Annotated in this window: 20 protein-coding genes and 1 tRNA gene; 9 read left to right on the top strand and 12 right to left on the bottom strand. The window is 48.6% G+C overall.

Going from position 1 to position 25,326, the window contains the following annotated elements; all coding sequences use genetic code 11:
- Positions 1–127: 127 nt before the first annotated feature.
- From infB to rimP, 4 genes are all read right to left on the bottom strand, one after another.
- Positions 128–3,247, bottom strand: a complete 3,120-nt coding sequence (infB, locus tag AC5JLB_RS22715) for a translation initiation factor IF-2 (RefSeq protein ID WP_495876101.1) — start codon at positions 3,245–3,247, stop codon at positions 128–130.
- Between the two features lie 343 nt (positions 3,248–3,590).
- Positions 3,591–3,890 carry a YlxR family protein gene (locus AC5JLB_RS22710; protein ID WP_495876100.1) on the bottom strand — a complete coding sequence of 100 codons (300 nt, stop codon included), beginning with the start codon at positions 3,888–3,890 and terminating at the stop codon, positions 3,591–3,593.
- A gap of 168 nt (positions 3,891–4,058) precedes the next feature.
- Entirely contained in the window at positions 4,059–5,360 is a 1,302-nt protein-coding gene (nusA, locus tag AC5JLB_RS22705; RefSeq protein ID WP_495876099.1) for a transcription termination factor NusA, read from the bottom strand.
- A gap of 54 nt (positions 5,361–5,414) precedes the next feature.
- Positions 5,415–5,879 (bottom strand): ribosome maturation factor RimP, encoded by a 465-nt coding sequence (rimP, locus tag AC5JLB_RS22700; protein WP_495876098.1) that lies wholly within the window; start codon positions 5,877–5,879, stop codon positions 5,415–5,417.
- Positions 5,880–6,148: 269 nt separating this feature from the next.
- On the opposite strand from rimP, the gene AC5JLB_RS22695 reads away from it, so the two are divergent.
- Positions 6,149–6,219: transfer RNA gene (locus AC5JLB_RS22695), tRNA-Gly, on the top strand.
- Between the two features lie 108 nt (positions 6,220–6,327).
- On the opposite strand, the gene AC5JLB_RS22690 is transcribed toward AC5JLB_RS22695, so the two are convergent.
- From AC5JLB_RS22690 to AC5JLB_RS22680, 3 genes are all read right to left on the bottom strand, one after another.
- Positions 6,328–7,560, bottom strand: coding sequence for a BaiN/RdsA family NAD(P)/FAD-dependent oxidoreductase (locus tag AC5JLB_RS22690; RefSeq protein ID WP_495876097.1), 1,233 nt, complete (start codon positions 7,558–7,560; stop codon positions 6,328–6,330).
- 70 nt (positions 7,561–7,630) lie between these two features.
- Positions 7,631–8,395: an anti-sigma factor gene (locus AC5JLB_RS22685; protein ID WP_495876096.1), complete on the bottom strand. Its 765-nt coding sequence runs from the start codon at positions 8,393–8,395 to the stop codon at positions 7,631–7,633.
- A 9-nt stretch (positions 8,396–8,404) separates the two neighbouring features.
- On the bottom strand, positions 8,405–8,992 hold the full coding sequence (locus tag AC5JLB_RS22680) for a sigma-70 family RNA polymerase sigma factor (RefSeq protein ID WP_495876095.1): 588 nt from the start codon (positions 8,990–8,992) through the stop codon (positions 8,405–8,407).
- A gap of 236 nt (positions 8,993–9,228) precedes the next feature.
- Between AC5JLB_RS22680 and AC5JLB_RS22675 the strand changes: the two genes are divergently transcribed.
- Positions 9,229–10,203: a protochlorophyllide reductase gene (locus AC5JLB_RS22675; RefSeq protein WP_495876094.1), complete on the top strand. Its 975-nt coding sequence runs from the start codon at positions 9,229–9,231 to the stop codon at positions 10,201–10,203.
- A 56-nt stretch (positions 10,204–10,259) separates the two neighbouring features.
- Here the strand turns inward: AC5JLB_RS22675 and AC5JLB_RS22670 are convergent, their stop codons facing one another.
- Together AC5JLB_RS22670 and AC5JLB_RS22665 are read right to left on the bottom strand one after the other, a co-directional pair.
- On the bottom strand, positions 10,260–10,556 hold the full coding sequence (locus AC5JLB_RS22670; protein WP_495876093.1) for a protealysin inhibitor emfourin: 297 nt from the start codon (positions 10,554–10,556) through the stop codon (positions 10,260–10,262).
- A 124-nt stretch (positions 10,557–10,680) separates the two neighbouring features.
- Positions 10,681–11,685, bottom strand: a complete 1,005-nt coding sequence (locus tag AC5JLB_RS22665; protein ID WP_495876092.1) for a M4 family metallopeptidase — start codon at positions 11,683–11,685, stop codon at positions 10,681–10,683.
- A gap of 470 nt (positions 11,686–12,155) precedes the next feature.
- On the opposite strand from AC5JLB_RS22665, the gene AC5JLB_RS22660 reads away from it, so the two are divergent.
- Positions 12,156–15,560: a phycobilisome rod-core linker polypeptide gene (locus AC5JLB_RS22660; protein WP_495876091.1), complete on the top strand. Its 3,405-nt coding sequence runs from the start codon at positions 12,156–12,158 to the stop codon at positions 15,558–15,560.
- Between the two features lie 153 nt (positions 15,561–15,713).
- Here the strand turns inward: AC5JLB_RS22660 and AC5JLB_RS22655 are convergent, their stop codons facing one another.
- A complete protein-coding gene (locus tag AC5JLB_RS22655; protein ID WP_495876090.1) occupies positions 15,714–17,525 on the bottom strand; it encodes a protein kinase domain-containing protein in 1,812 nt (603 codons plus the stop codon).
- 172 nt (positions 17,526–17,697) lie between these two features.
- On the opposite strand from AC5JLB_RS22655, the gene AC5JLB_RS22650 reads away from it, so the two are divergent.
- Together AC5JLB_RS22650 and AC5JLB_RS22645 are read left to right on the top strand one after the other, a co-directional pair.
- Positions 17,698–17,976: a prevent-host-death protein gene (locus AC5JLB_RS22650; RefSeq protein ID WP_495876089.1), complete on the top strand. Its 279-nt coding sequence runs from the start codon at positions 17,698–17,700 to the stop codon at positions 17,974–17,976.
- Position 17,977: 1 nt separating this feature from the next.
- Positions 17,978–18,259: a type II toxin-antitoxin system RelE family toxin gene (locus tag AC5JLB_RS22645; RefSeq protein WP_495876088.1), complete on the top strand. Its 282-nt coding sequence runs from the start codon at positions 17,978–17,980 to the stop codon at positions 18,257–18,259.
- 60 nt (positions 18,260–18,319) lie between these two features.
- On the opposite strand, the gene AC5JLB_RS22640 is transcribed toward AC5JLB_RS22645, so the two are convergent.
- Entirely contained in the window at positions 18,320–19,744 is a 1,425-nt protein-coding gene (locus AC5JLB_RS22640; protein WP_495876087.1) for an NCS2 family permease, read from the bottom strand.
- A 214-nt stretch (positions 19,745–19,958) separates the two neighbouring features.
- Between AC5JLB_RS22640 and guaD the strand changes: the two genes are divergently transcribed.
- The 3 genes from guaD (at position 19,959) to AC5JLB_RS22625 (ending at position 23,358) form a co-directional block, all read left to right on the top strand.
- Entirely contained in the window at positions 19,959–21,317 is a 1,359-nt protein-coding gene (guaD, locus tag AC5JLB_RS22635; RefSeq protein WP_495876086.1) for a guanine deaminase, read from the top strand.
- 139 nt (positions 21,318–21,456) lie between these two features.
- Positions 21,457–22,491 (top strand): Rieske 2Fe-2S domain-containing protein, encoded by a 1,035-nt coding sequence (locus tag AC5JLB_RS22630; protein WP_495876085.1) that lies wholly within the window; start codon positions 21,457–21,459, stop codon positions 22,489–22,491.
- Between the two features lie 120 nt (positions 22,492–22,611).
- The gene (locus AC5JLB_RS22625) at positions 22,612–23,358 is read left to right on the top strand and encodes an endonuclease III domain-containing protein (protein WP_495876084.1); all 747 of its coding nucleotides are present in this window, start codon (positions 22,612–22,614) and stop codon (positions 23,356–23,358) included.
- A 12-nt stretch (positions 23,359–23,370) separates the two neighbouring features.
- Here the strand turns inward: AC5JLB_RS22625 and AC5JLB_RS22620 are convergent, their stop codons facing one another.
- Positions 23,371–24,747, bottom strand: a complete 1,377-nt coding sequence (locus AC5JLB_RS22620; RefSeq protein WP_495876083.1) for a hypothetical protein — start codon at positions 24,745–24,747, stop codon at positions 23,371–23,373.
- A 283-nt stretch (positions 24,748–25,030) separates the two neighbouring features.
- Here AC5JLB_RS22620 and AC5JLB_RS22615 point away from each other — a divergent pair, with 283 nt between their 5' ends.
- A complete protein-coding gene (locus tag AC5JLB_RS22615) occupies positions 25,031–25,318 on the top strand; it encodes a hypothetical protein (protein WP_495876082.1) in 288 nt (95 codons plus the stop codon).
- The last annotated feature ends 8 nt before the right edge of the window (positions 25,319–25,326 follow it).

The raw sequence follows: 25,326 nt of genomic DNA, 5'->3' as shown, positions 1-25,326 counted from the left end.
GAATTGCAGCAGGCTTGCGTTCAATTTGACTCAAAATTAGTTCAGCAATTCTTTACCAAAAAAGCTTGTAGACCACAACCTGCGTCAAGTGACAACAGACTGTGGTCTACAAGTCATAGAATTCAACCTATCTGGCTAGCGTTCTACGCTTCGTCACCATGCGGTAAGCCTCGATAATATCGCCTTCCTTCCAGTCGTTGAAATTATCTAAACCGATACCACACTCATAACCAGAATTGACTTCACGCGCATCTTCTCGCATCCGCTTAAGCGAATCCAAGTTACCGTCGTGAAGCATCTGATTACCCCGATGCACTCGCACCTTGCAGTTACGAATCAGCTTACCAGACTGCACATAGCAACCTGCAACCGCCCCGCGACCTACCGGGAAGACGGCACGAACTTCAGCCTGACCCAATGGTTCTTCAACCAGTTCAGGTTCTAGCAGACCTTCCATCGCACCTTGGACATCATCGAGCAAGTTGTAGATAATGTTGTACTCTCGCACATCGACCCCTGCTCGATCTGCCGCCTGACGTGCTCCTGTTGCCAGCGTTGTGTTGAAGCCAATAATGACCGCATCACTCGCCGCTGCCAGATCAACATCCGTTTCAGAGACTTCACCCGGAGCCGCGTACAGAACTCGGACTTGAACCTCGTTTTGCGGCAGTTGCCTTAGCGATCCCAGAATTGCTTCGACAGAACCCTGTACGTCCGCTTTGAGAACGAGATTGAGTTCTTTCAGTTCGCCTTCTTGAGCCTTCGCAGACAGCGTATTCAAGCTGACGCGGCGAGACGACATTGCTGCCAATAGCCGCGACTGACGCTGTTCGTCCGCTTTCGCCGACGAGACTGCCCTCGCCTGTTTCTCGTCTGGGAAGACCTCAAATTCATCCCCGGCGGCTGGAACGTCAGCCAAACCTAGAACCTCTACCGCAAAGGAAGGAGAGGCAGCTTGGACGCGCTGAGCGCGATCGTCAACCATTGCCCGTACCTTACCTAGCGATGAACCAGCGACCAAAATGTCACCGACTCGTAAAGTTCCATTCTGAATCAGCAAGGTGGCAACCGGGCCTTTCGCCTTATCAAGGTGAGCCTCGATGACCGTTCCTCTAGCAGCGCGGTCAGCGTTGGCATAGAGATCTTCGACTTCAGAGACCAGCAGGATCATGTCGAGCAGCGTATCAAGGTTATCCCCTGTAATCGCGCTAACGGGAACCATAATCGTTTCACCGCCCCACTCTTCCGGTACCAAACCGTATTCTGTGAGTTCTTGCTTGACGCGATCGGGCTGAGCGCCTTCTTTGTCAACTTTGTTAATCGCCACGATGATCGGCACTTCTGCCGCCTTCGCGTGACTAATTGCCTCGATTGTCTGAGGCTGAACCCCATCATCAGCAGCTACAACCAGAATGGCAACGTCTGTGACTCGCGTACCGCGTGCCCGCATAGCCGTGAAGGCTTCGTGTCCCGGCGTATCGAGGAACACAACCTGTTCTGGTTTGCCGTTGTGCTCGACATCCACGTGATAGGCTCCGATGTGCTGAGTGATGCCACCTGCTTCACCTTGCGCCACTTTCGTTTTACGGATCGAGTCAAGGAGGGTTGTTTTACCATGGTCAACGTGACCCATGATCGTGACTACCGGAGGACGCCGTTGAAGCAGTTCGCGATCGGAAGCATTGACCATCTCGGTCACTTTCTTAGCGGCAGCCTGTTTCTCACTCTTCTCGACCAGAATGCCGTACTCTTCGGCAATCATTTCGATAGTTTCGACATCCAGGGTCTGAGTGATCGTGGCCGCCGTTCCTTTCATGAAGAGCTTCGTGATGATTTCAGTCGAAGAGACTGCCAACAGATTGGATAGCTCTTGCACAGTTAGACCACCTGTGACTTCAATGATCTCTGGCCGCTCAACCTTAGTTTCCTGGTTACGGCGATCGCGACGATCGCGGAGGCTGCTTCCTCCCTTTTTGCGCTGGGTTGGGGCCGCGATCGCAGCTGGCTTAGCTGGCTGACCCGGCAAGCCTTTAGGCTTAGCAGGACGCGCTAACGACAAGCTCACCTGAGTCGAAGTCACACCGCTTGCATCTTCTTCATCCAGCAAGTCGAGATCATCGTCATCCTCATCAATTCGAGGCTGAGCACGGCGCTTCCCTTTAGCAGGGGCCTTCGCTGACTCTTGATTTTCTTCCTCTTCGTCTTCCCAAACCTTCCCGCGCTTAGGCTTAGGAGGGGTCGGACGATTAAGCTGAAGCTCAGCCGCCTCTTGGGGACTGGTGGGAGGCTTAACTGGGCGATCTGCCTTCAGAATCGGCTGAATCACAGAAATCCCATCTTGGATGTCCTCACTACCTGCCTGCATCGGTCTAGGACGACGCAATTCAACTACCTGCTGGGGTCTTGCCCCTTCAGCAGGCTTTGCGGGTTGACCCGGACGTTTGCCATTTGGAGGCGCAGATCGTTGAGGTCTAGCGGTATCCCGCTGATTGCGTCCTTCCTGCGGAGCCTCAGCACTCTCAATGGCTTCAGGCTGGCGATCGCGCTTCAGAATTGGCTTGCTATTCAAGCTCGGTCGCGATGGGGGAGCCGGACGAGGGGGAGGAGAGGCCAAAGGCTGCTTCCGGGCTTCTGGGGCGGGTTGAGGAGCCACGGGCTGAGGCTCAACAGCAACTGGGGCAACTGGAGGCGCTTCCTCGACTGGAAGAGGCGCTTCATCAGCGGGCTGAGGCTCCACCACTGGAGCCGGGGTTGGGGCAGGCGGATTAGCGGCCACGGGTGGGTTGGCAGCCGCAGGCGGATTAGCAGCCGCAGGCGGATTAGCGGCTGCAGGTGGGCGGCTTGGCTCACTGGGTTTAGCAGGAGCACTTGGAGCTTGTGCCACTGGAGCTTGAGGAGTAGAAGGCGATCGCAATTCGGGAGCCTGCTCAGGTGGGGCTGAGCGGGTGATCGGACGGCGAATTTCTAAAATTTGCTGTTTCTTCTGAATATTCAAGGGCGTTTTCTTTCTAGAATCGACAGATGGGGAATGGGAGGCTTGACGGGCAGGAGGTGCCTTTGTCGAAGCAGGATGGCTGGCAGCGTATTTTTCTGCCGCAGATCGGATGCGCTCGGCTTCCGTCTCGTTGATGGTGCTGCTATGGCTTTTGACTGCGATATTTAGTTGTTCACAAATAGCAAGAATATCTCGATTGTCCAAATTCAATTCTTTCGATAGCTCGTAAATTCTGACTTTGCCGTTGTTCATCCACTCTTCCCTCGTTCGATCCACGTGTTGTCACATAAGTTGCCTTCTGTTCTGACTAAAACGACATCTGATTTGATCAGTTGGTGGCAGTGGCTTCGCAAATGAAGCCCGTAAGAAACTTAACTTGAAAGCCGCCCAGAAGATTTTAGCTAAGCAGCCTTCTACAGACTAGCCTATCTCATACCATTAGAATTTCACTCTACTTTAGAATTCTAGACGAATGAAAGACGGATAGATTGTATCAGCGATTTTGAGATCATCTTAGCGTTTCGATTGTTTTAGTCTATTAAGTTTCGCAATTATAGCGAGTGTTGGACGACAGTTCGCTTCTAGGATTCTGCCTTTATTCTATCGCAAGTCTATCATTGCCCAATCGCTGGCACTTGACAGTGGGTAGAGACTCAAGCTGCTGTGTAAGCGCTTGATAAAGGGACTCAGGAACAGGAGCTTTTAGAACCCGGCTGAGCCGATCTTTTTTACGAGCCGTCTGAAGGCAGCCACTCTGTGGACATAAGTACGCCGATCTTCCCATTCCCTGATTCAGCGCGATTTCATGGGAAGGATAGAGGCGGACGACTCGAAGAAAGGCTTCTTTCGGAGCAACTTTGCGGCAACTAATACAGCGACGGTAGTTTGGCAGCATGATGGCAGAAAAGAACTGGAGGGATAAGGGAGGGAATGCCTCGCAATTAGCGCAGAGTGCAACTCTGTAGGAACCGCGAGAAGGGATGAAAAAAGTAATCAAGACTAGTTTTCTCCCTGTTTGCGAAGTGTCACCGTAGGCGTCCCTCACCCTTTGCCTAATGAAGCACTACTCTGACTCCAATTCGTCTTGAGCAGCAACCTCCACAAGCGGTTCTTGAGGCTCAGTTTCGGGCGCTTCATCAGCCTCATCCAAATATTCTTCCTCCTCTTCGTAGGCTTCTTGCGTCTGACGACGGGCTTCGATCGCGGCTGAGATCTTCTCGCCTTCTGCTTCTGCGTCGTACTTCTTGGTGTCTTTGATATCAATCTTCCAGCCTGTCAGCCGTGCGGCGAGTCGGACGTTTTGCCCTTCTTTACCGATCGCAAGACTCAGCTGATCTTCTCCAACCAGGATATGTGCTTGTCGCCCTTCGGGATCAACTAAACGCACCTCGTCCACGCGTGCGGGACTTAATGCATTGGAAATATAGGTAGCTGGATCAGGCGACCATCGAATCACGTCTATTTTTTCGCCCCGTAATTCATTCACCACGGCTTGAATTCGAGAACCGCGTGCCCCAATACAAGCTCCTACGGGATCGACATCTCGCTCTAAGGTATCTACCGCAATTTTGGTGCGAGGACCGACATAGCGAGATGGAGGATTGGCTTCTCGCGCCACCGCTACGATTCGCACAATATCATCCTGGATTTCAGGAACTTCGTTCTCGAATAGGTAGACGACCAAGCCTGCGTCCGCTCTAGACACTAAAAGCTGAGGGCCGCGATGAGAGCCTTCACTCACTTTCTTGAGATACACTCGGAACGTAGCGTTCGCCCGATAGTTATCATTAGGAAGTTGATCCCGCTTGAGCAGTTCTGCCTCAACTTCGGGCTGACCAAAGCCACTGTTGACCGCCATGATCACGGACTGCCGCTCGAAGCGTAATACTCTCGCCTGAAGAATAGTGCCTTCCAAATCTTGAAATTCTTCTTGCACTAATTTGCGCTGTTGATCCCGCAGTTTTTGAGCCAAGACTTGTTTGGTTTGAATGGCGGCCATCCGCCCAAACTCGCCTTGATCGGGTGTAACATCTAGCACAACCGTATCTCCAGTTTGAGCTTCAGCTGCAACTTCCTGAACTTCTTTTAGCCCGATCTCGTGATCTAGATTTTGAACTTCATCGACGATCGTTTTCGTTGCCAACACGCGAAAACCTTCTTCTTCGATGTCTAGCTCAACCTCGAAGTTATCAAAATAGGTTTCATCAAACAGATTGCTATCCATCTTCTGAGTCCGACGGAAGCGCTCGTAGCCTTTGATCAACGCCTCACGCAGGGCAGCTTGAACCGATAGCTTAGGCAGGTTGCGATCGCGACTAATGCCATCGATCATGTCTTTGAGTCCGGGCAAAGCGACCATTGACATAAAATTAATCTCCGTAGTATTGAGTTGTTAGAAGTATTGAGTTGTTAGAAAGAGTTACTCTTCGCCATCAGCCAAGTGAACCGTTTTCACTAAAGAACGAGGAATTGCGATCGAGCGTCCTTTTAAGTTGATGTGAACTGCATCCTCGTCTCGGCGCACTAAATTGCCGCTCCATTCGGCTCGGTGATTGAACGGCTCAGAGGTCGTAACGATGACTGGAAACCCTCTAAATGAGGTAAATTCTCGGTCAGTTGTCAGCGAGTTTGGAATTCCAGGGCTTGAAACCTCTAAAACATAAGCATCAGGAATCAGATTGGACTCATCCAAAGCTGCTTCTAGAGCGCGACTCATCTGTTCGCAATCTTCCAGTCCCGTATCGTCCTCTTGATTCCGCACATCAACCCGCAAAACAGGCGGACTCTGATGGGTATGAAATACGGCTGTCACCACTTCTAAGCCCAATGACTGAGCTACCGGAGCAGCTAGATCCAGAATTTGGGGAATTAAAGGATGAGCCATCGACAAATTACCCTCCAAATAAAAAAAGTGGGGGACACCCACTTCTCATGAAACGACTGAATTTCATGAAATTTAGTGACAAGCAAAACAATTGCTCTCACTGACTGCCATTTTAGCGAATTAATTTAGAAATGATACAGTCAGAATGGAGATGTAGGTAAAGTCAAAACATCAGAAGGCAGTACGAGTATTCAAGCAGCAAGGTTGCGGGGGTAGGAATGCAGTAATAAACTGTGTTATTATGGCAAACAGCGAAATGCAAAACGTTCGCGGGCATAGTTTAGTGGTAAAACCATAGCCTTCCAAGCTATTGATGCGAGTTCGATTCTCGCTGCCCGCTTTTTAGTTTTTGAATAAAGTACTCCACCATTTCGAGCATAGCAAAATCATTCTGAGCAGCGCTTTTGAGCATTAAAGCGCACAGCAATGTTAGCAAGCCGTTTTTTAGCTACTGACTCATGGCTTGTCCCGCTAACCAACCTGTCGTCCACGCGCTTTGGAAGTTAAATCCACCCGTTACCCCATCGATATCTAATACTTCTCCTGCGAAATAAAGTCCAGAGCAGCATCGGCTTTCCATTGTTTTGAAGCTGACTTCCTTCAAACTAACGCCGCCACAGGTTACAAATTCTTCTTTGAAGACGCCTTTGCCCGCGATCGCATAGCTGCCCTGCGTAAGTTCTCCAATCAAGGCGGTCATTGTTTTATTAGAAAGTTCTGCCCAACGCATTTCGGGATCAATGCCAATATTGGCAACGAGTTTCTCCCACAGACGGCGAGGAATCATCACCGGACAATTTGCCGCGATCGTTTTTCTCGAAATTTGGTTTCTCACTGCCGTTAGCTCTTGTCGCAACGTTTCAGGGTTGTGCTGCGGCAACCAATTAATCTGCAATGTAGCTCGGTACTGATGCTGATGCAGAAATCTTGCACTCCAAGCCGACAGTTTTAGCACTGCCGGGCCGCTTAAGCCCCAGTGGGTTACCAACAACGCTCCAGTCTGCTCTAGCTTCGTTTTGCTGTCCTCTGTTTGCAACCGCAATCGAACTGGATCAACCGCTACGCCTGCAAGATCTCGCAAGCGCTCATCCACCACGTTAAAGGTGAACAGCGATGGAACAAGTGGTTCAACCGTATGTCCTAGCGCTTGCGCAAACTGATGTCCGTTTAGATTGCTGCCTGTGGCAATCAGAACGCGATCGGCGCTGAGGATTTCACCTGAACGTAACTCTAGTTTGAAGCCATCATCTTTTTTTACAACTGACTTTACTGCCGCACCAAGTCGGAGAGTGAGGCCTAACAATTTGGCTTGGTCGAGCAAGCAGGTAGCAACCGTACGGGCATCATCAGTCACGGGAAACATCCGTCCGTCAGCTTCGGTCTTGAGGGCAACGCCGCGATCGCGGAACCAGTCCACCGTATGCTGCGCTTGAAATTGCGAGAATGCCCCTCTTAACGCTTTTCCGCCCCTCGGATAATTTTGTACAAGCAAGGCTGGCTCAAAGCAGGCGTGCGTCACATTGCAACGTCCGCCACCTGAAATTAAAACCTTCGAGAGGAACTGACGCCCAGCTTCTAAAATGGTGACATGAGCTTGAGGATTGGAGTTGGCACACGCAATTGCGCCAAAAAATCCTGCCGCTCCACCTCCGATCACCACAACTTGTAGTGGCTGATCCATGCTTGTAAACTCCGTCAAACCATCCTCTCTAAGCTAACGCGGTTTGGGAAGCCTTGCGGATCGACAAATTTTATAAAGCTGCCACTAGGATGGGCTTATTCTGGTGCTTTTGAGGCGCAGCAGCATCCTCTACTGTGACAGCAACGGCGGCAACCCATTCTCTAGAACGATGAACATCACACACAGTAAGCGCTTGAGCGGCATTGCCTTGAGCATCAACTTGAAACACATTCGTTAAAATCGCATTTTGCGGGTCGGTGGTGAAAGGCGCTCCTGGCTTCAGAACGGTCCACAGGGCATAGACCTTCCCTGGAGGTAAAGGAGGCAAATTCTTCGCCGTTAGCGTTCCTTCTAAACTGTCGGAATCGACCGCAACCGTAGCGACGGCTGACAGATCCGGAGTCGTGCTGCGCAGGGCGTAAGTCAATCTATTCTGAGACGGGACTAGACTTTGAGACGCCTGTTGAGATTGTCGCAACTGATAGTTATTGATTGCTAGAGCAATAATTAGCCCTGCTGCCAGAAGTTCTAAGATTTGTCTGAGCCGAATCGGGAATTGACGGGTAGAGAACAGACTCGGAGCAGCCGAAACCCGACTGGCATGGGAAGCCCGATTGGCATTGAGAATGGTATCACGCAGGTGAGCAGGCGGCGCAACCTCGGACGGCGCAAAGGAGAGTTCTAGCCCATCTTGCATTTGCGCGACGGCTTGCGCGATCGCAGGATCGGTTGCCAAGAGCCGCTGAAATTCTTCTGCCTCTTCAGCATCCAAATCTCCCAACACATAGCCTGCAACTAGTAGCTCTATTTCTTCTGACGGCAGCGACCCAGCCATAGTAAATGCTTACCTCGTGTAATCTGTGAGCGTTTGGCGCAGCTTAATTAGCCCCCGCCGGGCTCTGGTTTTTACTGTGCCCAAAGGCAAGTTGAGTTGCTCAGCAATCTGAGACTGACTCAGCCCCTCGTAGTAAGCCAATCGCAAAATTTGCTGCTGATCGCTAGAAAGCTGAGCGAGAGCGGCTTGTACCTCCCGAGACTGTTCGAGTTGAGAGGCATACTCTGAAGGAGAATCGACCCCACCCTCCGGAGATTGGTTAGTCTGCCATCGTCTCAAGGATTCGCGAGAGCTAGTGCGCGATCGCAGCCGGTCAATCGAGCGCGAGCGCGTCAAAATCGCAAGAAACGTTCTTAGTGACCCGCGCTCCGGATCATAGGAACATCTTTTAGCCAGCATTAAAAAAATGTCTTGAGTCAAGTCCTCCGCCTCTTGAGGATCAGTCAAAATTTTGATTGCCGTTCCATAGACTAGTCCTACATGACGATCATAGAGAATTCCTAAAACATCCGCCTGTCCAGCCTTCAACAAACGGTAGAGTTCCGTATCAGTTTGTTGAGAGGAACTATCGGGGCTATTAGATGACTCAAACTGCATGATGCACAATAGTGAAACTCAAATGAAACGCCAACGTAACGCGCTCAAGAGGGTAGTCACATTATTGAACACAAACGGCAAACTGGGAATAGTTGTGAACATTTCTAGTACGGCGATCGCGGCTAATTGGATGCACAAATCTAGAAATCTTTCATTCAGAATCGCGTCCCTCGACTCACCCACGGTATGAGATCCTAAAGGTAATCACTTGCGCTTATTGTTGGAGTTTAGGCAGCATGGAACAGGATCGAAAGTCAACGGTTGTTATTACAGGCGCATCATCAGGCGTTGGTTTGCAAGCCGCAAGAGCGCTTTCGCAGACGGGGCAATGGCATGTGATCATGGCATGTCGAGATCTTCCGAAAACGGAGAAAGCCGTTCAAGCGCTTGGGATGTCGCCCGACAGCTACACGATTATGCATCTCGATCTCGCTAGCTTAACGAGTGTTAGGCAGTTTGTAAAAAATTTTAGAGAAAGCGGTAAACCTCTAGATGTTTTAGTGTGCAATGCTGCCGTATACATGCCGTTATTAAAAGAACCGTTATACAGCGTCGATGGATATGAATTAAGCGTTGCAACCAATCATCTTGGACATTTTCTCTTGTGTAACCTCATGCTAGAGGACTTGCAAAAGTCTGGCGCTCAAGAGCCGAGGCTGATTATTTTGGGTACTGTAACTGCCAATCCGAAAGAGTTGGGCGGTAAGATTCCGATTCCTGCACCTCCCGACCTAGGCGATCTCAAAGGTTTTGAGGCAGGCTTTAAAGCGCCGATCGCTATGATTGACGGCAAGACGTTTAAAGCAGGCAAAGCTTACAAAGACAGTAAGCTGTGTAACGTGCTGACGATGCGGGAGTTGCACCGTCGGTATCACGACTCAACGGGCATCACCTTCAGTTCTCTCTATCCGGGATGCGTCGCGACAACAGCGCTGTTCCGCAACAGCTACCCGTTGTTCCAGAAGATTTTTCCGTGGTTTCAAAAGAACATCACGGGCGGATATGTTTCTGAAGAATTAGCGGGCGATCGCGTAGCAGAAGTGGTTGCCAATCCTGAGTACAACACGTCTGGTGTGTATTGGAGTTGGGGCAATCGCCAGAAGCAAGGGCGTCAGTCATTTGTGCAGGAAGTGTCTGATGAAGCGAGTGACGACAACAAAGCGAAGAAAATGTGGGACTTGAGCGCCAAATTAGTCGGACTGGCGTCGTAAAACCTAATAAATCTTGGGTTTCCTAAACTGCCCTCTCCCAGCGAGAGGGTATTCTACTAACTGCCCCTCGCTTTTTCCATGCACCAGTTCAACAACGGACGCAACGATTCAGGAACACTTGCCTCTCCGACTCTTACCGTATGATGCTGGTTGCCATCTTCAACCGTAATCTCATACTGAAATCGATCCGGTTGTGCAGCAGCCGGGATCTCGGCGGGCAATCCAAAAAAGTTTGCCGACTGAACAAGCTGCTGGAGGTGCTCGGTTTCAGTAGCAGGTAAAGTTGCCGTGTCTACTGAAGTTGTCACGATTAACCCAGCAAATCCACCACTCCGCTCAAAGGTGACACGCATAGACGAATGAAGGGATGAACAAGAAACAAGTAGAAGTACCGCAACAATAGCGCATAACACTGCTTTTCTCATGTTTTCATCCCAGTGTTTTCATCCTAGTGTCTTCATCTCAGTTCAAACTCTACTAAACTACTCCGACTGTCTTCCAAGCCTTTTCAACGGCTTTCTTTTCAGCGCTGTCGGGTCCGTACAACTCACCTGCGATCGTTACCGTCAGGTTGGCAGCACGTTTGAAGTTAGATTGCGATCGCAGCCGATCGCACAGCGCGATGTACCAAATTTTTCCGGCTTTCTCCCAAGCATAGCCGCCCATCTCGCTAGCAGCCAGATAAAAGGCGCGATTCGGAATTCCAGAGTTGATATGAACGCCTTCATTATCTGCTTTTCCGGTATAAATTTTGCTCATGTCCGCAGGCTGAGGATCTTTGCCCAACACTTTATCGTCGTAAGCGGTTCCGGGCGCTTTCATTGATCGCAGCGCTGTGCCGTCTACCTTGTCAGTTAAGAGTCCTGCACCGATAAGCCAATCCGCTTCCTCGGCAGTCTGATTCAAAGTACGCTGCTTGATCAAGCTGCCAAACACATCGGACATAGATTCATTTAACGCGCCTGGTTGCCCCTTATAGACTAATCCAGCTTCGTGTTGCGTAACGCCGTGAGTGAGTTCGTGCCCAATAATATCAATCGAGATTGTAAAGCGATTGAACAACTCTCCGTCGCCATCACCATAAACCATCTGGCTTCCATTCCAGAAAGCGTTGTCATACTTCTGATCAAAATGCACCGTAGAATCTAGGCGCATTCCCAAGCCATCGATTGAGTTGCGCTCGAAGATGTCGTAGAAAAAGTCGTAGGTTGCGCCTGATCCATCGTAGGCTTCATCTACCATTACATCTCCCGTTGGCGGATCGCCTTCTCCGCGGACTCGCTTTCCAGGCAGATCGGTTCCTGTACTCGCGTCAAAGATAGTGCGACGCTTCTCTCCTACAGTTGCCAGGTTAAATGCCGCATTAAGGTTGAGTGCCCCTACGATCGTCCGCCGCTCCCGAAACTGCTCCGACGCCCGAATACTTTGCAGCGCCCATTCTTTTTGCGTTGAATCCCCATTCAGAACAATCTGATCGTTCATGTGGGGCGGCAGAATGCAGCAGATCGGACAAACATGATTGAGCAAAGGCTTACATCTCTTGTTTCTCGCCATCAATCCTCTCCTAAACTAGAATGCATCGGCAGTCAGTAAGGATTACAACACCATTTTTCAATTTTCCCTACGCTTAGCCGCAACTACGGACAAGCGATTACTTTGTTACATCTATTGTTACAAAACTTATATTTATTCTCATATAGATTTTCTCTTCTTTTATGATGATTTAGGCAGTGAAACGCAGGTTTTCTACACACTTGTTAATAATCGAGTGTTGGACACCGAATCGTTTTACTCTAAGAGTGAACTGGTCGCGCCTGAGTACTTGTTTACCACTAACTTTTTTAAGCTGACGCTGTTCGCGAATGGTGATTTAGCAAAAAACGACAGTGCCAGGTGACATGCTGGTCAGATTTAACACAGTAACGATCCGTAATGGGAGCTTTAGGAATCTAATGAGTGTTAAGGCAAGTGGTGGAAGCTCGGTTGCACGCCCGCAACTATACCAAACAGTCCCCGTCGCAACAATTTCGCAAGCTGAACAGCAAGACCGTTTCCTCCAGAGAGGTGAGTTAGATGAACTAACGCGCTATTTCGGGTCTGGAGCCAAGCGTCTAGGCATTGCTGAATTGCTGACGCAAAAAGCCGAACTAATCGTGTCTCGTGCGGCAAATCGCATCTTCACGGGAGGTTCCCCAATGGCCTTTTTAGAAAAGCCACAAGAAGAGCCTGTGAAGTCGATGGCAGGCAAAACGATGAACACCGAGGAGGGCATGAAGCTCGGAACTGTAACCTATGCAGAAGGGTCTGGGGGCGGCTTATTTGGTGGCATTCGGAATTTCTTCCTGACACCTAGCGCTGGGGCCATTCCTCCCGGGTTCCGGGCGATCAACGTATCGCGCTATGGTCCGAGCAACATGGCCAAGTCGCTGCGAGACATGAGTTGGTTCTTGCGCTACACGACCTATGCGATCGTAGCGGGAGATCCCAATATCATTGCTGTCAACACGCGTGGTTTGCGCGAAATCATCGAAAACGCCTGCTCTGGAGACGCAACGGTCGTTGCCCTGCAAGAGATGAAAGTGGCGTCGATGAGCTACTTCCGCAATGACGAAGAAGCCGCCACGATCGTCAGTCAATATTTTGACGTGCTAATCAGCGAGTTCAAAGCGCCGACGCCCTCTGATAAGCTGCGTCCGCGCACTTCTCCTGACCTGCAAGGTCTGCAACTGCCGCAAATCTACTTCAATGCTGCCGAGCGCCGTCCGAAATATGCAATGAAGCCCGGTCTGTCGAGTACCGAGAAGAATGATGTCGTGAAGGCAGCTTATCGTCAGGTGTTTGAGCGAGATATTACTCGTGCTTACTCGCTCGGCGTCTCGGATCTCGAGTCGAAGGTGAAGCAAGGCACGATCTCGATGAAAGAATTCATCCGCCGCCTTGCTAAGTCGCCGCTTTACCGGAAGAATTTCTTTGAGCCGTACATTAACAGCCGTGCTTTAGAGTTGGCATTCCGTCACATTCTCGGTCGCGGCCCGTCCTCGCGCGAAGAAGTGCAGAACTACTTCTCGATCGTCTCGGCAGGTGGTCTCAACGCGCTCGTTGATGCCTTGGTCGATTCTCAGGAGTACAGCGATTATTTTGGGGAAGAAACGGTTCCCTACCTCCGTGGTCTGGGTCAGGAAGCTCAAGAATGTCGCAACTGGGGTCCGCAACAAGACCTGTTTAACTACAGTGCGCCCTTCCGCAAGGTTCCTCAATTCATCACGACCTTTGCGTCCTACGATCGTCCGTTGCCCGATCAGCACGTGTATGGCTCCGGCAACGATCCGCTCGAAATTCAGTTTGGTGCAATCTTCCCGAAAGAAACCAAGAACCCCAGCACTCGCCCTGCGCCATTTGGTAAAGATACCCGCCGGATTTTGATCAATCGCGGTCCGGGAATCAACAACCAGTTGAGCAATCCAGAAGCACGCGGCGTTTCTCCAGGAACGCTCGGTCCTAAAGTGTTTAAGCTAGACCAAGTTCCTAGCTTCACGGGCAGCTTCGCAAAGCGTGGCGGAGACTCGAAAGGCGTTAGCGTTAAATTCTCGGAAAGTTCGACTCAAGCGGTGATCCGGGGGGCGTACCTGCAAGTGTTTGGACGCGCCGTATATGATGGTCAGCGGCTCAAGGTCGATGAAATTAAGCTTGAAAACGGTGAAATCACCGTGCGTGAGTTTGTCCGTCGCCTTGCGAAGTCGAACCTCTTCCGCAGCCTGTACTGGGAAAAACTCTACGTGACTAAGGCCGTAGAGTACATCCACCGCCGGTTGCTCGGTCGTCCTACCTACGGTCGTCAGGAAATCAACAAGTACTTCGATGTCTGCTCGAAGAAAGGCTTCTATGCGCTGATCGATGCCATTGTCGATAGCGCTGAATATAACGAAACCTTTAATGAAGATGTCGTGCCTTACGAGCGCTACCTGACTCCGGGTGGAGTTTCATTAAGAAATAGTCGCGTTGGCTCGATCGCTGATACCGGAATGCGCATCGATCGCGAAGAGACCCCACGCTTCGTGGAACTTGGTGCAGTGAGCAACATGCGAACTGAACCTGACATTCAGTTCCGCGTCAATCAGGGCGTGAGCAAGAAGCGCGAACAAACGAAGGTCTTCAAGCTGACGCAAGTGAGCGACAAGTCGAACCTCAAGGTTGTGATTGGTGCAGCGTATCGCCAAGTCTTTGAGCGGGATATTGCACCCTACGTCGCTCAGAATGAGTTCAGCGTGTTGGAGAGCCGACTCGGTAACGGCGAAATCAGCCTGAAGGAATTCATCGAAGCGCTTGGCTCGTCTAGCCTGTACATCAAGGAGTTCTACACACCGTATCCGAATACCAAGGTGATTGAACTCGGTACGAAGCACTTCTTAGGTCGTGCGCCGCTCGATCAGCAGGAGATTCGCAAGTACAACCAGATTTTGGCAACTCAAGGTCTGAAGGGCTTCATCAATACAATGGTTTCGAGCGCAGAATACGGCGAAACCTTTGGGGAAGATACGGTTCCATACAACCGCTTCTTGACCTTGCCTGCGGCAAACTTCCCGAACTCGCAAACCTTGTATAACAAGCTGACCAAGCAAGATAAGAAGCTTGAAGTTCCAAGCTTTGCCCCGACCAAATCTCGCATGGATGCGGCGAAGATGCCGATGACGGCGTTGGCAATGCAAAATATTGCGGCGCAAGCGCGACAAATTGATAAGAGCAAGCCGCTCTTTATTGAATTGGGTCGATCGCACGCGAACGGCGGGGGTCAGTCGGTTGAGGTTGGAGTTGGCACAACTCGCCGTAAGCCTGCTCGCATTTACCGAATGAATCCGGGCATGGGTCAGGGCGAAAGCGAACTGGTGATCAACGCGATCTACTGCCAGGTGATGGATGTGTTTAGCGGTCAAGTTCCCGATCAGTTCAAGCGATCGGATCTTGAAAGTAAGCTCCGCAATGGCGACATCTCGGTTCGCGAGTTTGTTAAGACATTAGCTGGTTCGGAGATCTATGTCCGTCGCTTCTATGCGCCGTATCCGAATACGAAGGTGATTGAGTTCTTGTTCCGTCACTTGCTCGGTCGTGCCCCGGCAACTCAGTCTGAGATCCGTGAGTACAACAAGATTCTAGCGGGTCAAGGTCTGAAGGCTGCGGTAAACGTGATGGTGAACAGTGCGGAGTACGATCGCTACTTTGGTGAGGATGTTGTGCCCTACAAGCGCTTCCCGTCGTTGCCTGCGGGTAACTACCTCGGTAGCGTTCAGGCGGATCAAGACTTGGTGAAGCAATCTTGGTCGGATCTGTCTCCTTCATCTGTTACAAGTGGTCTTCGCTAATTTGAGTTAAGCGAATAGTTTGAAGCCCTCGATCACATATGATGCGATCGAGGGCTTTGTTTTAAAGAACAATCCTGATTGAATGTCAAAGATTCAACGCTGGTGTTCATCAATCGGCGACTTGTTGTAAAAATAACGCTGAAAAAACTCAGATTACAAGGCTGGGTGTGATAAGAGATATTTCAGGAACCAGTCTCTTGAAGTATCACATCCTCGGCTCACTAAGAAAGGGAACTGTCCTGGTAACGCTCTACCAAGTACTAATTTTTCAAGCTGCAATGGAAATTCATAATCTACAAGACTCTCCAAACTCCAGCCAACATGTCTATTGAATTTTTGTCTGGTCTCAAAATCAGCATTTAAGTTACCTCCAAGACTCTGCCAAATCCGTTTCTGGACACTGAAACCAAATTTTCCGTAGCTGTGTTTGGCCCATAGGTGATTAATGATTAGCAAGTGACGGGACGGAAAATTGCTGACGTTTTCTGCTGTGAGCCAGTAATCTCGATTAGCAATACCAAGCATAATGTCTAGTGTTTCAAAATCAGCAGCCTTCCAATTAGCCGCCGCTAATAATTTCTGCAAACTGCTGTAATCTATTCCAGTTTCAGATATCCATTCGGAACTTGTTTCTAGGTCAGTTAGTTTTTCAAGCTGCTTCAAGATTTGAATCTGAGCCAGCAGCATCTTTTGATTGTCAAATTTCTCTTGCAATTCGTAAACTTCAGCAGCTTTGGTTAAGTCTTTAATTGCTCTCGAACAGTCGCCAATTCTAGATTTAGCAATACCTCTGAACTTATACGCTTTAGTGAAAAAAGGAGCAATATTTAGCGCAAGATCAAAGTTATTAATAGCCTCTATGTATCTCGCTCTTTTAGCATTCTCTAATCCAAATTGATATTGGTTTTCTGCGTATTTTTCTTTCTCGATATCCTCTAACTCAGTTTGGTAATCTACCTCATAAGATACTTTCTCTTCTTGCGCTACATTTAGCTGCTCTTTCTTCTCTTGTGTTGCTTTGTATGACTGCTCTCTACTTACAAGTGTATCTAGCCATGCATCCTCTAATTTAATTTGGTTGTTTAATTCATATGATTTCTCTTCTTGTGCTACTTCGTTTAGCTGCTTTTCACTTATTAGCATATTTAACCATTCACGCACTGTTTGAGGACGGTCTATTACCTCCAGTGCCATACCTTTCACAATAGCTCGGCTAACTTGACTAGTAATGTTTGGATTGATTTGTTGTGGTAACTTTAGAGGATCGACTTTACGTTTTAGTAAAACTCTTTCCCTTTCAATCGCACAAGCAGGAACTTCTCCAGTTAGAAGAGTATAGAGTGTTGCTGCTAGAGCGTAAACGTCTGTGAAAGCTCCTCGTTCTGCGCGTTCTTCATATTGCTCTAGAGGAGCAAAACCTTCTGTAAGCAATTGGGTTTGAGTTTGTTGAGTCAAGTTAGGGATAAATTCGCGGGCTATTCCAAAATCAATTAAAACAGCGTTCCGTTCTTTGGAACGTATCACAATGTTTTGCGGCTTCACATCGCGATGCAAAACTGGTGGTTGGCGACTATGAATAGATATCAATGCATCAGCAACCTGCTTGATATAATGAAGTGCTTCTAGCTCTGATAGAGTACCTCGGCTTACTAACACATTGGCTAAGTCTTCACCATCGATATACTCCATAACCATGCACCATAAGTTTTCTTCCTGAATTACTTCATGAATTTGAACTATGTTGGAATGGCTGCACTTGGCAAGTCGTAGCGCTTCATTCAGGAAATCTTGCTGAAATTTAACGAAATTGCGATGATGCTGTATTTCGCTATTTAATGTCTTTATTACGACTTTTTGTTTAACCAGATCTTGAGCAAGATAGGTTACGCCGAAGCCACCTTCCCCTAGTTTGCGCTTAATAATGTATTTGCCGTTCTGCAATTTCTTGCCTGGAAGCCAAGCCATAATTTTATGCATTAGTTGAGCCTATACGCTCAAAATTCCCATTAGCTAAGTTCAGATTTGCACTCATTCTCAAGATTCGGTGACTTCAGTCAGTGTACTTGGGTGGCAATTAGGTGCGATCGCTTCAACCACCCAAGTACAATACTTAAAGAACATTCAGGTTTGTAACATCATGCAAAGCTATTCCCTGAGAGAAGTTCGTGGATTGCAAGACGAAGTTTTAGAGAAAGCTACCGTTGAGCCAATTCTGCTGACGGAAGAATCTAAACCGGGCTATGTCATCATGTCAGCTCAGAATTACCAGCAGTTGCTCGATAAACTAACGGCTTTAGAAGATCGTGCATTGGGTCAACTGGCAGAAACGGCGCTCAAAAATTCTCAAATGGTAGGTGTAGAGACGTTTACAGCCGAGCTTCAACGTTTAGCGAGTTTGGATAGTAGCGATTTGTAGAATGGCAAAGCTAGATGGTCTTGAAACTGTTCTCGATTTTCTAAAAAGATTACAGCCGAAAATTGTTGCCCAAATTGCTAAAAAAGTATTGGCACTTAATATCGATCCGCGACCCGCAGACAGCAAAGAGTTAATCGGATATCGAGGATATTACCGCGTGGACAGTGGCGAATATCGAATTGTTTATCGCTTTGATGCTGAGGAAGACTTGGTAGAAGTCATCCTAGTGGGTAAGCGGAATGATGATGAAGTGTATAAACAACTGAAGCGGTTTTTAGGATAGATAACTTGTGATGCGATCGATATTGCCAGGTTCTGAAGGATTGCTCTGCCTACAGGCTCCCTAACCGCGACCAAAGCGTAAGGTCATAAAAACGAACCGAGCAATAAAGATACCCGCAATGATCCAAGTGGCGATCGGAACTTCCCGCGCCTTGCCTTGAAACGTCTTTAAGATTGGATACGTGATGAAGCCGATCGCTAATCCTTCTGCGATCGAGTAGGTGAGCGGGATCATAAAAACCGTGAGAAACGCTGAGATTGTCTCTGCCATGTCATCCCAACGAATTTCTCTCACCTCTGCTAACATCATGGCTCCCACAATTACCAATGTAGGAGTGGTTGCAAAAGCAGGAATCGCTTTGAAGATCGGAATGAAGAATAGCGCGATCGTAAATAATGCAGCAATGACGATCGCGGTAAATCCCGTCCGTCCTCCCTCAACAACCCCGGCTACAGATTCAACATAGGTCGTTACGCTAGACGTTCCAACTAATGGACTTATGGTGGTTGCCACGGCGTCTGCCATCAGCGCTCTATTTGCTCTCGGTAACTCGCCATCAGCCCCGATATATCCTGCTCGCATTCCGACGCCAGTGAGCGTGCCAATCGTGTCAAAAATGTCCACAAACAGAAACACAAACAGAACAGCTAACCAGTCGATAAAGTTCTGCCCATTCAGGCGAGATAGCCCCCCGATCGCGTGTCCGACAATATCTTTTGGCAGTTCTGGAAAGGCAAACCATTCGGTCGGCATGGATGCAACTCCCAAGAGCCAGGCAAGCCCCGCTGTGATCAAAATTCCCAACAACAGCGCCCCTCTGACTCGTCGCACTACCAATGCCCCTGTAATCAAGAGTCCTACTGCTGCCAGTAGAGTATTCGGCTGAGCGAAGGTTCCAAACGCTGTCTTTGTTGCATCATTGGCAACAATCAGTCCCGCCCCGCCTGTGGTGACATCGCCCGACAATCCGATATAAGCAATGAATAACCCAATTCCCCCGGCTGTAGCGTGTTTGAGGGAAACAGGAATCGCCTTGATCAGCAACCGCCGAACGTCGGTGAACGTCAGAATGATGAATACAATTCCTTGAACGAACACGCAGGACAGCGCAAGTCGCCAATCAATTTTGAGTCCGATTACGACAGAGAAGGCGAAAAAGGCATTTGTGCCCATGCCAGGAGCGAGTCCAAACGGGTAGTTGGCAAACATGCCCATGCAAAATGTACCGACCGCCGCCGCGATCGCAGTTGCAACCGCAAGCTGAGCGAACAAATCGCCCGATGTTTGAAGAAAGATTGCATTTGAGAGAATGATCGGATTGACGACTAGGATGTATCCCATCGTCATAAACGTAGTGATGCCCGCTATAATCTCGGTGCGAAAATTGGTGTTGTAATAGCCAAATCTGAAGTAACGAGCGATCGCGGCTTGCCAACGGGTGTAAGACGGATCGCTGGGGGGACGCTCGGAATCGAATGAACTCATTTGTTGGCGCTCCGGATTTGAGTATGATCCCTACATTAATGAAATTTAGAAGTCGCTTGTAGCCCCTTATTCTATTTTTTTAATAAAAATTTGATTGTTCTTTTCATTACTTATTGAGAGAATCAATTGATTCACAATTTTGAATCAATCGCTCCATTTCGTTAGTGAAATCGCTTTAAACAAGAAGTAGCTGTAATTGATTTTTGGTAAGCCTATGCTGTCAACAAGCAATCCGTCATCTCAGGCAATTCGAGGCGCTTTTCTTGATTTTGCGAACGACCCATTTTATGTGTCTGATGCCGAGAGTGTGCGCTATATTCCTGATGGATTGCTGATTGTGGAGAATGGTGCGATCGCAGACTTTGGATCGTATGCTGATCTTCAAGCCAAATATTCTGAAGTTGAAATCGTAACGTATCCTGGCAAGCTGATTATGCCGGGATTTATTGATACTCATATTCACTACCCGCAATCCGAAATGATTGCTGCTTATGGAGAACAGCTTCTAGAGTGGCTCAATAAATATACCTTTCCAACAGAACGAAAGTTTCGAGATAAAGCTTATGCTCAAACCATTGCTTCCCTATTTTTAGATGAATTGCTAAAGAATGGAACCACCACTGCTCTAGTATTTGCGACCGTTCATCCTCAATCAGTTGATGCTTTTTTTGAGGAGGCGAACCGTCGTAATCTGCGGATGATTTCAGGAAAGGTCTTGATGGATCGAAATGCTCCTGACTTTCTGACTGACACACCCGAAACTGCTTACGAAGAGAGCAAACAACTGATTCAAAAATGGCATAACAAAGGTCGTTTACTGTATGCAATTACGCCCCGATTTGCCATTACTTCCACTCATGAACAACTGCGTTTAGCCGGAAAATTACTGCAAGAATTTCCCGATGTTTATCTGCACACCCATCTTTCCGAAAATCTTAAAGAAGTAGAGTGGGTTGCCGAACTTTTTCCTGAGTGTAAAGACTATCTTGATGTGTACGATCGTGCTGGGCTGGTTGGGGAAAAATCAGTGTTTGCTCATGGAATCCACTTGAGCGAGGATGAGTTCAAACGGCTATCAGCCGCAAAAGCGGCGCTCTCCTTTTGTCCAACCTCAAACCTATTTTTGGGCAGTGGGCTGTTCAAACTGCACAAAGCCAAGTCCCTCAATCAGCCTATAAAGGTTGGTCTAGGAACCGATGTTGGCGGAGGAACTAGTTTCTCAATGCTGCACACTCTAAACGAAGCCTACAAAGTAGCCCAGCTTCAGACTGAATCTCTCTCCGCCTTCAAAGCATTATTCTTAGCCACGCTCGGAGGGGCAAGAGCGCTTTCGTTAGAAGACAAGCTGGGTAACTTCGATCCGGGCAAAGAGGCAGATTTTGTAGTCCTAGACTTACAAGCAACGTCGATCATGGCAACTCGCACGGGAGGTTTATCTACCCGATTAGCACAAGGCTCAACAGAGACGGAATTGCAAGAAGAACTGGCGGAAAAAGTGTTTGGCATGATGATGTTAGGTGACGATCGCACCATTCATGCCGTTTATATTGCGGGTGAATTGGTACACCGTTGATCGCTTTACAGAGGCTCGTCCAAATTAAAGTTTACGGTTCAGTAGCAAAGGTAACTGCGATCGCGCCACTCACGCCTGATATTGTATAGCCTACATGTTGCTGTCCGTGCGTGTTCTAGTCGTCAGCCGTCATACACATATGGTTAACACCGTTCAAAAAGCGACCTATCCTAGAGGGTGTACCTTTGCCCCATCCGATTGGGATGCCCTGGCTCCGTTTTGGTATCCGATCGCATTTAGCCGTGAGGTCAACGAGCAGCCGATCGCAGCAACGTTGCTCGACCAGCGCTTAGTCATTTGGCGAACCTCGGCGGGTGTATCAGTGGCAAATGATCTGTGTCTGCATCGCGGCGTTCCCCTCAGTATGGGGCACCTGAGCGACGATCAACTGGTGTGTAAGTATCACGGCTTTCACTACGCGGCAGACGGTCGCTGTGTGCTGATTCCAGCCGATCCAGCGGCCAGCATTTCCGCAAAACTTTGTCTCAAAACGTATCCCGTTAAAGAAGCCTATGGCTTGATTTGGACTTCTCTCGCGGGAGGTGAACCTCCCTTGCCTGAGTTTCACGAGTGGAATGACCCGCATTATCAGCAAATTCTGCCCAGTGCTGTTGATCTCGATGCAGCCTCAGGGCGACAGATGGAAGGCTTTCTGGACGTGGCTCACTTTGCCTGGGTTCATGCCGAGTCGTTTGGCGATCGCAACAATCCGCTGGTTCCCCGCTATGAGGTGGAGCAGACCGCAACCGGGATTTGTGCCCGATACCTCAGTACCGTCAGCAACTTTCCCAAAGGGTTGCAAGATTTAGCGCCTGCTGACTTTCAATGGCTGCGTGTGTTTGAAGTCTTTTTTCCGTTTACCGCTCGGCTCACGGTTCATTTTCCAAACGACGGACGGCTTTGTATCCTCAACGCGGCCTCTCCCGTTTCTGCCCGCAAGACACGGGTGTTTTGTCCTATTTGCCGCAACTTTGATCAAGACATGCCGCTAGAGCCAGTGTACGAATTCAACCATCAGATCTTTGCTGAAGACAAGGAAGTGGTAGAGGCGCAGTACCCGGAGGATTTGCCGCTCGATCTGTGTGCAGAGTTTCACATTGGGGCAGATCAAACCTCGATCGCCTACCGCCGAGGATTAGGCAATCTTGGACTCGGCAGATCCTACACAAGTTGAGGAAAGTCTCGCTCTAATCTTCTCTACCATCTAATCTCCAATCTAAGAGGGATGAATCATAGAGTCTATAGCCCTACAACTAAAGGGTCTTTGCGTTTCGTTTGATCTACAGCTATGGGTGTGAGAAAACTGGTACCACTCACAGTGACACCAGAACTTCAGCAGAAGTTGATTCAAATTCACGACCGACTTTGCCAAGAATATGGGTGCCCGATCGCCTATTTTCACGATCTTGATCCGCTGAGTGAATTAGTGTCTGCGCTGCTTTCTCATCGGACTCGCAACGCTGATTCTGCCCATGCCTTTGCTCAACTGCGAGAACAGTTTGAAACTTGGGAAGCGGTTCGAGATGCACCTGTAAAAGACGTTGAAGCCGCGATCGCGCGGGCAACCTGGGCAGATCAGAAAGCGCCGCGAATTCAACAGGTTTTGAAATTAATTAGCGATCTCCTCAGCCGTGATCACCCTACTGCTCCGTTTTCTCTAGACTTTCTGGCGGATATGACTGAAATTGAAGCTAGAGCATGGCTAGAAGCCCTTCCCGGTGTTGGACCAAAAACGAGTGCCGCCGTTCTTTCATTTAGCTGCTTACGGCGTCGTGCCCTACCTGTCGATAGTCATCATCATCGCGTTGCGTGTCGTTTAGGTCTCATTCCTGCTAGCGTTGCCGTCGGGCCGTCTCATGCCATTCTCGAATCGCAACTGCCTACTGAGTGGGATGCTCAACAGGTTTACGACAACCACGAAGTGCTAATGCTGCACGGGCAGCGCTGTTGTTATTATCAAAAACCAGCGTGCGATCGCTGTATTGTTCTCGATCTCTGTCCGTTTGGTCAAAAGATTTACTCATCGAAAACTGGCGGGTAGAGAGTCACCGAACTACTCTTTCTGACCTTGTAAACTACTCAAACTTCGACTAGCAACATCTGCACTTAAGCCCCAAAGAATTAACCCTAGATAATCGGGGAAGGGTCTTGCTCCAAACGTCGCTCCGTTTTGCACATAAAGCGTGTTGAGACCAACAAGCGATAAACCTGCTAATAGAATGAGCGAAAGCACAGGGCGCACAACCCAGTAGGTGGCTTCCGCCCGAATCTGATCTGACACGCCAGACAGCGTGATCAAGAATTGTCGGAAACGCTCCCATCCGCTCGGCTCTTTGATCAAAACGGGTGGATTTTTGAGGTTCTGCTCTAAATTTGCTGAAGCCTGTCTGACGGTTTCACTAATTTCTGACTCTTCGCCGCCTCGGATACCAACTGTATCGAGCAACTCGCTCACTTGATCGAGCAATTCCTTTGCTTTACCATCGTCTTCTTGAGCAATTCGCGATCGCGCTTGAGCAATGGTTGCGATCGCGTCTTCAATCACATCATCTGGCAAAGGTTCAACTCGTTCTTCCAAACCTGTTTCAATGAATCGTAATTTAGTTAAAACATCTAAACGATTTCTGATCGCTGTGGCGTTGGCTGTAGCAGGTTCAAGCTGTTCTCGAAACACTTGCTTTCGCGTTTTAGCAATCATTCCTACCAGTATTTTTTGATCTTCAGGATTCGCCGCTGCAACGTCTGCTTCAAGGCGATTCATTTCCTGAAGTGCTAAGGCTTGCGGCTCGCCTCGCTTTTCCATATATTTAATCAGCCGACCGAGAACAATGCCAAACAGTAAGACGAGCAACGGCATGAGCGGACCACTCCTCACACTCAAGTCAATTGGTAGAATGAGACGGTTTCGCTGGTCGGCTAATGTGAGATAGACGGCTCCAGTGTACTGATCAGGAGGCATTTTGGAGCGATTGAAGGTCAGATTTAGACTGCTAATTTGGTTTGCGGGCAGCACTTTAGAGTTTTCTGACAGCGCGATCGCAGCACAAGGTAGTTGACTCGACTGTGAACAAAGAGGCGGTTGACTTGGCAGTTGATAATTTGTCAGATTGCCTTCAATAATTACGGCTGAACTGACAACGTTGACAGGTGTTAGGGCAGAATTATCGAAATAGAGTTCGGTATGGTCAGTAATGACACTTTGTGGAAGCAGAAGACTAGCTAGAGGGCAGTCCCACGTACAATTCACTAATTGAAGTTGAATTTGCCCGGTTCGCTTTAGTAGCGTTAACGTTGGTGGTGCAACAGCAGGTGTCGTGAGGGCGGGTTGCGGTTGGGCAGGACGGTTGTTGTCTCCCTCATTGGTTTGCGCTAACGCTGAAGGCTGAAGCATTGCTAGTGGAATGAGAAATGTGAGTATCCAACGTTTCATTTTTGTATCTTTCAGCGTTAACTTAATCTGGATAGTCGCGAGACGCTTTTGATTACAAATAAGCGTTTTCAACTTTATATTCTATTTTTGATTGTTTGACAAATCTAAATACAAAAGTTAGCGATTTTCTTTAGAAGCGATGCTTTTTCAATAAATTTCTTCACCACGTTTACGCTTAGTTAAACTTGGCATCTCCAATCTTTAATTAATTCTTTGATATTGAGAGAGTAGCCAACTTTGGATTTAGAGTTTCTTTCATACTACTGATCAGGAGTGCTGAAAAATGCCGCCTTGCAAAGATCAAGCAATTAATCATTTAAACGGTCTCGGCTACAACGTAATTCGGCTACCAAAAGCAGGAATTACGCCGTTACTTGTTTTGTCTCGTGCGCCTAATGCTTCGACTTCAACAATTTATGGTCACATTACCGATCTTGTAGTTGATCCGGCTCCACCTTTACCGAAAGTGTTTGAAAATATTGAAGCGGGAACCATTAGTGGTTTAAGAACTAGCAAATTAGAGTTTACAGCCTTTTTCGATCTAGTCAGGTACAGTAGCAGCAATGCGTGAACCAGGCT

Source organism: Myxacorys chilensis, assembly GCF_059505265.1.
Note: the sequence above shows the minus strand (reverse complement) of the source record. Positions and strands in the feature narration are given on the sequence as shown.